This window comes from Crenothrix polyspora, from assembly GCF_900163755.1.
Taxonomy (GTDB): domain Bacteria; phylum Pseudomonadota; class Gammaproteobacteria; order Methylococcales; family Methylomonadaceae; genus Crenothrix; species Crenothrix polyspora.
Genome location: NZ_FUKI01000160.1, coordinates 1 through 10,683, shown reverse-complemented (window position 1 = coordinate 10,683; position 10,683 = coordinate 1). Strand labels below are relative to the sequence as shown.

At 46.4% G+C, this 10,683-nt stretch carries 10 protein-coding genes; 1 reads left to right on the top strand and 9 read right to left on the bottom strand.

The annotated features are described in order from the left end of the window. Positions 1–139 precede the first annotated feature (139 nt). The gene (locus tag CRENPOLYSF2_RS16240; RefSeq protein ID WP_087145002.1) at positions 140–559 is read left to right on the top strand and encodes a type II toxin-antitoxin system VapC family toxin; all 420 of its coding nucleotides are present in this window, start codon (positions 140–142) and stop codon (positions 557–559) included. A 387-nt stretch (positions 560–946) separates the two neighbouring features. On the opposite strand, the gene CRENPOLYSF2_RS19060 is transcribed toward CRENPOLYSF2_RS16240, so the two are convergent. The 9 genes from CRENPOLYSF2_RS19060 to CRENPOLYSF2_RS16205 all read right to left on the bottom strand — a co-directional run bounded on the left by CRENPOLYSF2_RS19060 (position 947) and on the right by CRENPOLYSF2_RS16205 (position 10,636). Further along, complete coding sequence (locus tag CRENPOLYSF2_RS19060; protein WP_087145001.1) at positions 947–4,381, bottom strand: PAS domain S-box protein; 3,435 nt, start codon at positions 4,379–4,381, stop codon at positions 947–949. A 202-nt stretch (positions 4,382–4,583) separates the two neighbouring features. Beyond that, entirely contained in the window at positions 4,584–5,297 is a 714-nt protein-coding gene (locus CRENPOLYSF2_RS16230; RefSeq protein ID WP_087145000.1) for a Crp/Fnr family transcriptional regulator, read from the bottom strand. A gap of 996 nt (positions 5,298–6,293) precedes the next feature. Next, on the bottom strand, positions 6,294–6,422 hold the full coding sequence (locus tag CRENPOLYSF2_RS19390) for a hypothetical protein (protein ID WP_272867709.1): 129 nt from the start codon (positions 6,420–6,422) through the stop codon (positions 6,294–6,296). A gap of 368 nt (positions 6,423–6,790) precedes the next feature. Then, complete coding sequence (locus tag CRENPOLYSF2_RS16225; protein ID WP_087144999.1) at positions 6,791–7,414, bottom strand: hypothetical protein; 624 nt, start codon at positions 7,412–7,414, stop codon at positions 6,791–6,793. A 104-nt stretch (positions 7,415–7,518) separates the two neighbouring features. Then, complete coding sequence (locus tag CRENPOLYSF2_RS18650; protein WP_245808033.1) at positions 7,519–7,872, bottom strand: GNAT family N-acetyltransferase; 354 nt, start codon at positions 7,870–7,872, stop codon at positions 7,519–7,521. 145 nt (positions 7,873–8,017) lie between these two features. Beyond that, positions 8,018–9,346: an IS4 family transposase gene (locus CRENPOLYSF2_RS16220; RefSeq protein ID WP_087144998.1), complete on the bottom strand. Its 1,329-nt coding sequence runs from the start codon at positions 9,344–9,346 to the stop codon at positions 8,018–8,020. Between the two features lie 82 nt (positions 9,347–9,428). Continuing rightward, positions 9,429–9,716, bottom strand: coding sequence for a type II toxin-antitoxin system TacA family antitoxin (locus CRENPOLYSF2_RS16215; RefSeq protein WP_087144997.1), 288 nt, complete (start codon positions 9,714–9,716; stop codon positions 9,429–9,431). A 171-nt stretch (positions 9,717–9,887) separates the two neighbouring features. Beyond that, positions 9,888–10,148 carry a hypothetical protein gene (locus CRENPOLYSF2_RS16210; RefSeq protein WP_087144996.1) on the bottom strand — a complete coding sequence of 87 codons (261 nt, stop codon included), beginning with the start codon at positions 10,146–10,148 and terminating at the stop codon, positions 9,888–9,890. Positions 10,149–10,153: 5 nt separating this feature from the next. Further along, positions 10,154–10,636 (bottom strand): hypothetical protein, encoded by a 483-nt coding sequence (locus CRENPOLYSF2_RS16205; RefSeq protein ID WP_087144995.1) that lies wholly within the window; start codon positions 10,634–10,636, stop codon positions 10,154–10,156. Positions 10,637–10,683: the final 47 nt, after the last annotated feature.

Here is a 10,683-nt window from a genome sequence, read left to right as displayed (position 1 = left end):
CATGTTAATAGGCTATACAGTTTAAATAATTTTTACGTTGAGCGGGGTGCGGAATGTCGGTTTGCTGAAGTCCTGGCCAACATGCCTAATGCCGGAACTGATGCCGATTTTCAAAGACACGACGACACGCAAGCTACCGATGTATTTGTGTGATACCAATGTCATCAGTGAAATCAGAAAAAAGGGCAACGCTAATGCCGGTGTGCGCCAATTTTTCGATGCCGCTGTTGTACAAAACATTCCCCTCTATATTTCAGTGGTTACCCTTGGCGAATTGCGCCGTGGGGTTGATATTATTTTTCATCGCGGTGACCCCATTCAGGCCGCGTTGTTAGAAAGCTGGTTAACCGCCATACTGCAACAATACCAGGCACATATTCTGGATATTGACAGCGATATTGCGCTGCTGTGGGGACGGCTGCGGGTTCCCGATGCCCAGAACGCGCTTGATAAACTTATTGCAGCAACTGCGCTAATTTACGACATGACCGTTGTGACGCGTAACGTTAAAGATTTTGAGAATACCGGTGTACGTCTTCTTAATCCCTTTATAAGTTAATAAGTAGTCGTTCAAAAGTTTTTTAACGCCCAATGTCCATATTTCGTGGTGCATGAGCCATAAAATGTTAAACAACTTATGGTCGATTACTTACATGCCTACTTTGGGCTACCCATTTAAGGCGGACAGTTTCAGGTTAAGCCGTTCGTGGTGAGCTTGTCGAACCATGAACAACAGCCTTCGACAAGCTCAGGCCGAACGGTAGTTGTAGTTTATTGTCCCGTCTTAAGTGGATAGCCCCTACTTTGCTCCCCCTTCTTCATCGGCAGCGGTAACAGCCGCTGTACCTAAATCCGTTGTAGGGGTAAACTGGCCATCAACATAATCATCCCACTAGGCATTATTGATACCAACGTTAGCTGCATTACCTTTACCAGGTGGTTTTGTTTAGGCGTGCTTCAAGGCTTCATCCAACGCTTTCATAAATTCATTAATTTTAATGGGTTTGGTCAGATAGCGGAAAAACCCCGCTTCCAGGCCATTTTTGATATCACTGGGCATGGCATTGGCACTGAGCGCGATAACCGGGATGTGTGCTGTTACCGGATCTTTACGCAAAAGTTTCAGCGCCTTACTGCCGCTGATCCCCGGTAGATTAATATCCATTAAAATCACTTCGGGGGTATGAGCACGCGCCAGTGCCATGCCTATATTGGCATCGGGGGCGCTTAACAGGCAGATATCGGGATAGGCTGTTATTATTTGCTCAATCAGCATGAGATTAGCGGGGTTGTCTTCCACATAAAGCAGCGTGTACAACGCCGGTTGTTCCGGCACGGGCGCTAGCCATTTTATAGGCAGGGTTGCATGATCCGCCGCTGGCAATACCTCACACTTAACAAACTCCACCCAGAACACGCTCCCCTCGCCAACGGTACTTTCCACACCAATGCTACCATCCATCAGTTCGACCAGTTTTTTGGTGACCACCAGGCCAATGCCGGTGCCTTCCTCGTTGCCGTGTTCCTGTCCAAGCCGATTGAAGGGCTGGAACAATTGCGTTAATTTTTCGGCAGGCAGTCCCGCACCGCTGTCCTTAACGGCAATACGTATATGGTTGGGGCTTATTTCGGCGCAGATCACTTCAACCGTGCCAGGCTGGCTGTTGTATTTGACGGCGTTGGACAGTAAATTAAGCAGCACCTGCTTCAAACGTGTTCGGTCTGCTGTAATGAGCCAGGTATTATCAAAAGGCAGCAACGTCATTGTGATAGCATGCTGTTGCGCCTGTGGCTCTATCATGGTTACACATTCCAATAGCGCATCCACCAGTAACACTGGCTCCGGTGACAGCAACAGCTTGCCGGACTCGATTAACGAAAGATCCAGCACTTCATTAATCAGCTCCAGCAAATACCAGCCCGCTTTAATAATCTCCTGTAGCCTTATCATCTGCGCTGCGGTGGGTAGCGGATTACCCGTTTCCAGCAATTGTGAGAAGCCAAGGATAGCATTGAGCGGGGTGCGTAGCTCATGGCTCATGCTGGACAAAAATTCTGATTTAGCGAGATTGGCTTTTTCGGCAGTGGCAATGGACTCGTGCAGTTTCGCTTCGTTGTATTTGCGCTCACTGATGTCCTGCATCACCCCCGTCATGCCAAGTATGGTGCCATCTTCTGCGTAGTTACCACAGCCGGTCATGGAAATCCAGCGTTGCTCACCGAGAGCGAGATTTATTTTGTACTCATTGTTGTAGGCCGTATGCTCAACCAGCGCCTGATCCCATGCCTTACCTGCATAATCGGCATCCTCTGTGGATAATAAGGCACGCATTTGCTCCCGTGTGACACATTCCCTCTCTGGAAAACCGTACATCTTGGCAGAGCGCCCGCCCAGCGTCACTAAATTACTCGCAGCATCCCAACTCCAATCACCCAACTGTCCGGCATCCAAGGCAAGCTGGGCACGCTGAAAAAGTTTTTTCTGCTCTATTTCACTTTGCTTACGTTGGGTATTGTCGGTACCAATCAATAAATAGCCAATGATTTTATTGTTAGCGCAGCGCAGCGCCGTCACAGATACGACCGCAGGAAGACGGCTACCATCCTTACGGAGATAGGTCAGTTCATAAATATCCTCAATGCCGCGTGATGCCTTGAATGCCAAGGTTTCAAAGCCCGGTTTAATCAGTGTGGCAAGCTCGGCACTTAACGTCTTGGCACGCGCAATAACTTCCTGTTGATCGGAAATATCGGCCGGCGTGATCTTGTTCATGACATCACCCGCCTTATAGCCCAGCATACGTTCTGCACCGACGTTGAAAATCTGAATAATCCCTTTCTCATCGGTGGCAATGCTGGAAAAAGTGGCGCTATTAAAAATGGCGTTCTGCAAGGCGTTGGCTTTAAACAAGGCTTCTTCGGCCTGCTTGCGGGCCGTAATATCACGTAAAATGCCGGTAAAGTAACGTCGGCCACTCAACTCCATTTCGCCTAAGGCTATTTCCAAGGCGAAAAAACTGCCATCTTTCCGGTGTCCCGCGACTTCTTGTTGAAGGCCGGTGCTGTGCATTTTGCCTCGCGCATTAAAATTCAAGCACAGATTACATTTATCTTCGTCAAGTTCAGGTATCAGCAGGCTGAAGTTTTGGCCGATGAGTTCTGCTGCATTGTAGCCAAACATTTTTTCAATGGTGGGGTTAACCGTCTCAATAATGCCACCGCAAGCATGAAAGGTGATGATGCCGTCTACCACGGTATTGAGAATGGCCTGGATCAGCGCGGCACTGTCGCGCACAGCCTGCTTGGCGACTGATTCTTTGGTCACATCCCGAAACACCAGCACGGCACCGATCACCTGACAGTTTTTGCCGCGAATCGGGGCGCAACTGTCAGCGATAATACATTCGCTACCGTCGTGTGCAATCAGTAAAGTGTGGTTGGTCATCACCTGTATTTCGCCATGCGCCAAGGCGGCCATGATGGGGATAGCACTGGGTTGACGGGTATCCTGGTGGATGATATGAAAAATTTCGCCTACTGGGCGACCAATGGCTTCCGCTTGCGTCCAACCGGTCAGCTGTTCCGCCACAGCATTAAGGAGTGTCACCCGTCCTTCCACATCAGTGGCGATTACGCCATCGCCAATGGAGTTAAGTGTCACCGCAAGCTTTTCTTCGCTACCCTCTAAAGCGAGATTACTCTGTTGCAATTGCCCATTCATCTGCTCTTGTTGCGCGAGTAAATGCCGCGTTTTCAGATGTACGGCATTTTTAAGCTGTTGCTGGCTTCGACGGTACATAAAATAGCTGAACGACAGCGCAAACAGCACCATCAACATACCGCTAACAATGATAATAGCTAACAGTTGCTGCATGCTTGATTGAAACGCCGCCTCGTGCTGCGCCAATGCCTTTTCTTGTATTGCAATGAATGCATTGATCTGGGCACGAATCAAATCCATCAAACGCTTGCCTTCACCTTCGGCCACCACTTTTAATGCGGTGTCCATATCATTATGACGGCGTAATTCAATGACATGCGCCAATTCTGCCAATTTGGCATCAATCAAAGGTAGCACTTTAACCAGATGCGTTTGGGCAGTAGCGTTTAAAGTATTTGCTTGTAATTGTTGCAGGTGGCTGTGGACGTTATCGCGCAAGGCGGTATAAGGTTGCAGAAACATCAGGTTACCGGTGAGTAGGTAACCGCGTTGGCCGGTTTCGGCATCGGTCAATTCAGACAATAAATCGCTCGTGTAGATTAAGGTATTTAAAGTATCTTTACGCATGTGGGCGGATGCCTCGCTGTGTTTGAAAGCGCGTAACGAGGCTATCACTACTACTACTACTAAAAGTATGCCCACGCCAGCAGAGGATGCCATTATTTTTTTACGTGTCAATTTCAAGGTAAAGCTACCCTGCGCTGCGCTAGCGCCGTCGTTAGTAAAGGGGGAGTCGAATTTTTTTCAGACATGATGCGCCTTGAGACAAGGTGAATTTTATGCAACCCACTTTAGTATAGTGGCAAGGCTTTCCACTATCTGTGCGTTACCGCACACAGTGGCTAATAGTTTGGCCATCCGCCTAAAGTTTTTTTGCCTCATGCAATAAGCGACGGAATTCTTGCTTAACGACGGCATAACATTCGCAGGTGTTGGCTTCTAAGCCAGCTCGGTCAAGTACGGTAATATGGCCACGCCGGTAGCTGATCAGGCCATTGCGTTGCAATTTTCCGGCCGCTTCGGTAATGCCTTCACGGCGCACGCCGAGCATACCGGCAATCAATTCCTGGGTCATGGTCAAATCATGCGAGGGCAAGCGATCCAAAGTTAACAACAACCAACGGCACAGTTGCTGCTCTATGGAATGGTGGCGATTGCAAACGGCGGTTTGGGAGATTTGGGTCATTAATGCCTGGGTGTAACGCAGCATTAAATTGTGTAGCACACCGCAGCGCCGTCCGCCGGTGCGGTTAAATTCCTCCATCAATATACGCTTTTTTAACCGGTAACTGTAACCTGCCGTTTGTACCGTGGCCAAACTGGGCGTGGAATCTCCGCCCATAAACAGGGAAACACCCAATACACCTTCATTACCCACGCCTGCAATTTCAGCGGATGCACCGTTTTCCATCAGATAATGTAAGGACACGATTGAGGTAGTCGGAAAATAAAAATGTTGCAATAAGCCCCCCGATTCGTAGATGACATCGCCTAAGGGCATCAAAATTAGCTCTAAATGCGGAAAAAGCCGCTCCGTTATTTTTTCTGGCAGAGCAGCCAAAAGATGGTTTTGCATAGGGTATTGTTGTGCGGCAATAATGGCACCACTCCTTGTTTCAGCGGCGTGAAACGTTAAGGTGAACAGCGAAAAAGCAGCGAAAACAAATATGCAATGGTAACGGCTAGCTTGTGTCGTTCTTTATAACACAGTACCACGCGGCGTGTAAGCATAATCGGATGCTGCAAAGTAAAGTTAGCGCAACTGGATGTTGATGGAGACTATTTGACGTGGATGTTTTTAAAAGCGTTCTGGGTGATGTGAGTGACGCGCAATAAAATCAATTTTACAATAATTTATCTCACCTATCGATAAATATATCACTTTATTTACTGAAAATTACCGCTAAGATGTATTATCTATACTGGGTGGCAGGCAGTAAAAAGGGAGGCCATACTTCCGTCCATGTGCAGAAAACTGTTCCCGGTTTGTAAGTTGACACCATTAATGAAAACGGTGACAAATTAATGAAAAAGTAGGGACAGAGTTAATGAAAAAAACGGTCACCCCCCAGGAAAACATGACGGCCAGCTCCCAGTAAGACACAATTTTTTGGGTAAGGATTTTTCATTATTTCTGTCATTTTTATAAAAATTTTTCATTAATTGTGTCATTTTTCAACACTACGGTGACACAATTAATGAAAAAACACTTTTAAATCAATACTATGCTTTTCATTAATTGTGTCAATTTACACGTTTTTTGCATAAAAGTGTAGTTTTTCAAAACATTCCGGACCGGAAACCACCGGTTCCCGCCCAAGGTAGCCATCCCTATTGCCAAGCTGATGGTCATAAAGGAACAAAAAACAGAAGCCCTCTGTCCCCAGCTTGACGGGACTGAGGAACAGCCCGTCACTTATCCATCGGGACTACACTATTTTGCAAATGTTTATCGGGTCTACAATATTGTGCAAAGAAAATTTACATAATAATGTAGACAGTATTTTATAAGTCATTGTTTTATAATGTGTGGCTCAGGAACAATTTTATGCAAATGAACGATTAACGTCCATTAACGTCCATTAACGTCCATTAACATAAAATTGTAATTGGAATTAACATAATCTTGTAAAAATAATGTTCCCCATTGCCATTCAACCGCTTGCAAGCTTGCCGGCTCTGCATGCACGGAAAAACTCATGGGTCAATGCAGGTGGCAGGCCAGCAAACCAACTGGACACCTGATGGGCTGGACTGTGTCAAATAGAGGTTTGGCGGAAACCTCACCCGATCAGTTGGCGGGCTGCCGCTATCTATCCTATGCAGCCAGTACCCCAGTTCATTGGCATGCGCCTTCACAATCTCTGACAAGATGTCTTCAATGAGCAAATTAAATGGCCTTAACCAATTAAATTTTAGTAGGGGTCTAGCCCCTTATATGAATTCCAAAAATAGTTTTTCTGTTGGCACGCCCTTCCAAGGTTACCATTCCAGTTTCCGCAACCAAGCAGGCTAACCGGTCGTAAACAGCTAACGTCCTCATAGGTTGTATCCCCTTGCGGCAACAATTCAAGCCACTCGCATTTGTTCCCGACAAATTCTAAACTGCTCCTCGTCTTCATAGTGTTGTTGAAAAAATGTGTCGTCAGCATAGCCAAACAGAATGAGGTTGGATGCCACTTCCTTGACAAATTGGGTTTGATTTTTGCTGCTGGTTTGCCAAAATCTCTCTGCATAGCCATACAAATAAGCAGACAACCGATTTATTTGCTCCCTTGATAACTCATGTTCAAATGGTTCATAGACAAGCATCCTGTCAAAATGGGTTTCACTGAGAGCAATGATTTTCTTGAACCTAAACTCGACAGCGCTGCGCCAATTGACAACATTGAGTAAATAAGGGATGGTTTGCTTGTCTTTGAATATATCAACTTTAAAGGCAAAGTTGAAAGCCCCTTTCCAATCATCATAAACTTGACCACTTTCGCCAAACGCTGCTTGAAACGTTGCATAAAATTGGGCAAGGTTTGGGATGTTTTGATTTTGTTTAACCATTTCATACCAAAAACTATAATCTGCTTCAATACTAATGCTACGGTTAGACCAAGCACGATGCCGTCTGTCATTTATGCGTTGTAGCCTAAGACGCTGACCTTGATATTCAAAATCAATTTGACCTGGCGAGTGTTTCATCACTATACCCCTTGCTTTATTACAGTTGGTTCATTGATAAAGTGTGTTTAGAGAAATTCATAACGATTTTAAACGGATTTATTCAATCGCCATCTTCTGCCTCATTAAACGCCCAGGGGCAAGAATAATTTTAAGGGCTGCTCTGGAAAAGCGATGAAACCAAAGCGTTGATAAAACTCGGCCGCCGATGGGTTCAATGCGTCTACTACTACCGAATAAACCGCCAACACTTCACTGGCTTGCTCTACGCGCTGTATAGCATCAGCTAATAAAATGGCTCCCAAGTGCTGGCCTTGATGATGTTTATCAACTGCGAGCCGTCCTAGCAAAGCGACGGGGACAGGATAATTGGGTAAACGCCGTTTATGCGCTGGCGGCAAGTCACCAGCACGAATACTGCCAGCGCTGAGAGTATAATAGCCCAAGATGATTTGCGTGGAATCTATGTCTGTCGCCACGAAAACCTTATTGATGCGGTGTTTTACATTCTGACGGGCATAATGCTGCAAATAGCCATTTAGGCTAGCATCACCGCAGTCGAATTGTTTACGCTGATGACTCGCATTAAGTACCGCTATCTGTAGCCCTGTCCATTACCCACAATTATTCCAGTTTTAATTCGTAAGATTGCGTAACGGCACTGATCCCTTCGGAGAAGTCGCGGACACGCTGCAAACCACGCCACAAAACCTCGGCACCTGGTGCAGAATCGCCCTTCCGACCCAAAAAACCACCAAAGCTGGCAATAATCAGAACCATTTCACCCAATGTCGGGGGTGGGGATGGCAATGGTGTCTTCTTTTTTACAATCCAAGCCGCTTGCCATTCTTCACTGCTAAACACGATTTCACACGACAGGTCAGGGAGTTGGCGCCCCAATGTCACCAGCAATAATACCCGCCAAGCCAGTATCATATAAATTACCAAGGCCTTTTCCAGCCGGTCCTTGGTGTTCAGTTGCAATTCTTCAACCTTGCAGCCGGATTTTAAGGTTCTAAAAAAAATTTCAATCATCCACCTAAGACGGTACCAATCTATTCGCAATACGGCTTCTTCCAAGCTTGTAACAATCTCGTCGGTCAGCAAGCGCCACTCAATACGGGTTTCGCCAGGTGGTGGATTGTCTTCCCTGGCCAGTATTGCGGTCACCTCTACTGCGGGGGCATTTCTGGTTGCAGGCAACGTTACCCTCTCAACTCGCAAGTTCAGCTCTACCATGCGGCCATTGCGCTTGGCGGTGCGGGGCAAGGAAAACTGCACGGTTCCCAGAATGCATTTTGTACCCAGCCGATCCCACACTTTCCCGTCATCCGTGACACGGTTATGTTTGGCCCGTACCAGCCAGTGGGCGCTATGGCCACAGTTGTGTGCCGCCGTCATCAGTTCGCGGATATCAGATTCCCGATCGCCCACGTACATTAATTCAGTGGTGCCGACTAAAGGCTTCAGTTCGGCAACCCGCTCGTAACCTTCTGTCCAACGTACACTTTCTCGGATGTCGTCTTCACCTTTGGGTTTTCTTGCCCACATCCAGGCATCCACGACACCCAATACAACACCGGTTTCACTGACCGCCAAGGTCGGATGGCAATACATGCCTTGGCGGTAATCGTGGTTCAACCGACCCAGCCCTTGCATATTCGGATGGCCGGTAAAATCCAGCTCCGTGGTGTCTTGGACACACAAAACCCGATTGTAACCCTGCATTCTTTCAATGGTTTTATCACGGTGGGGGCTTAAAATCGCTGGCCACTCCACGTTAGGATTGTCCAAAAAACGGTAGCCCGCCTTGGTGGCTGCCCAGCCATCGCAACATTGCGGGATACTTGCTCCAATATTGGCTGACAGGTCATCCATCAATTTGATTAATCTAGCATTGTTACGTTGGTCACCTAAGTCAGCAGACTCAAATTCTTCATTTGCCCAGTTAATAGACTTATCTTTGTTGTAAATTTACGGTTATGCATTGTAAACGTTTTCAAAGTTGTGGGTAATGGGCAGATCTGTAGCCTCATCAAACCCTAACAACCGACTTTTTATGTAATGCCAAGGCCTCTTTTAATTTGGCATTTTTAGCGGGTGGATTTTCCAGTACATCTAAAAACAGTTCCCAATCCGTATTGGATAAAGTGATCTGTTCATGTTCGCTAATGATGTTTTCCGCCGCTGCCAGTGACTGTGAGAGCACAAAATCGGACAGTTTTTTATGACAATACCCCGCCGCTTTCTCAAGTATTTGCTTGGAAGCGGCATCAAGGCGGATATGTAAGCGTTCTTGTTTAAGCATTTCTGAGCTAGGCATGGATATCTCCAGTTGTTCTGGCCATATTGTACGCCAATTGTGCGCCTTTTTAATTGAATCTTTACACCTAACCACTTTACGACCAAACAGAGGTTAATTATCCAAGGATGGTTTGTCACAACACTCGTTGTTTATCCTTCATGTTCTCTGTGGTGAAATAATTTTTTATGTTTAAAGGGCAGAATTAAAGCAGGCGCTAACAGTTGTAACCACTTTCTCAAATATTTCCTTTTTCATTTTTTCGATAGTGGATTCCTGCTTTTCCTGTCCGTTGTATAGTTCTGCCTGCAACAACATTTCTTGCTCACTAACCTTGCTCAGGACGATCCTCCCCAACGCCCCAAATTTCTTATGCTCGAAAATATAACAATGCCCTCTATGGTCATACCCAATTGATGTGGTGACATCAGGCGGTAAATCCTCAGGGCGCAACTGCCTTAACCCTGGCCGTAGTTGCCTGCCTTCTGCAAGCCACTGCGATGTTGCCTGTAGGTGTTTTGTTCCCCCAGTTTCTCAAGCCCTTTTTTTATCTTACTGGGATTTGGTGTGTGCCCTATTGGGGATGGGTTCTGGTATTTTCCTTTTTCCAGTTCTCGGCTTCTTTTGTCCATAACCACTTCCAGGAGATCGGAAATATGTTTGGCATCGCGGAATAACCGCGCCTTTTCATCAAGTGCAAAGTGCTGGCCTAGCCCCTGACTCAGCATGACCTCAAATTCCCCTGTAATAAGAATATTGCCATCCATAATGATATTACCCACACTTAGCTGCCTGTACCGCACAAGTGTTTCGCAACAGGCGTGAACGAGCGGTTTCATTCTGTCATCTATGTCTTGGTACATATCAGCAGCAATGGCCTCATTCAAAATAAAGTCGATGCCCTTGCCGCGCAATTCAAAGCGGAATTCACTACCGTACACTTTTTTTCATGTAAAAAAGTCATTTAATTTTCAAATTGTTACTTTTA

What these genes read in the sequence shown, in the direction of transcription:
- CRENPOLYSF2_RS16240 (WP_087145002.1), top strand. Translation starts at nt 140, where the DNA reads ATGTATTTGTGTGATACCAATGTCATCAGTGAAATCAGAAAAAAGGGC.
- CRENPOLYSF2_RS19060 (WP_087145001.1), bottom strand. Translation starts at nt 4,381, where the DNA reads ATGGCATCCTCTGCTGGCGTGGGCATACTTTTAGTAGTAGTAGTAGTG.
- CRENPOLYSF2_RS16230 (WP_087145000.1), bottom strand. Translation starts at nt 5,297, where the DNA reads ATGCAAAACCATCTTTTGGCTGCTCTGCCAGAAAAAATAACGGAGCGG.
- CRENPOLYSF2_RS19390 (WP_272867709.1), bottom strand. Translation starts at nt 6,422, where the DNA reads ATGAGTTTTTCCGTGCATGCAGAGCCGGCAAGCTTGCAAGCGGTTGAA.
- CRENPOLYSF2_RS16225 (WP_087144999.1), bottom strand. Translation starts at nt 7,414, where the DNA reads ATGAAACACTCGCCAGGTCAAATTGATTTTGAATATCAAGGTCAGCGT.
- CRENPOLYSF2_RS16215 (WP_087144997.1), bottom strand. Translation starts at nt 9,716, where the DNA reads ATGCCTAGCTCAGAAATGCTTAAACAAGAACGCTTACATATCCGCCTT.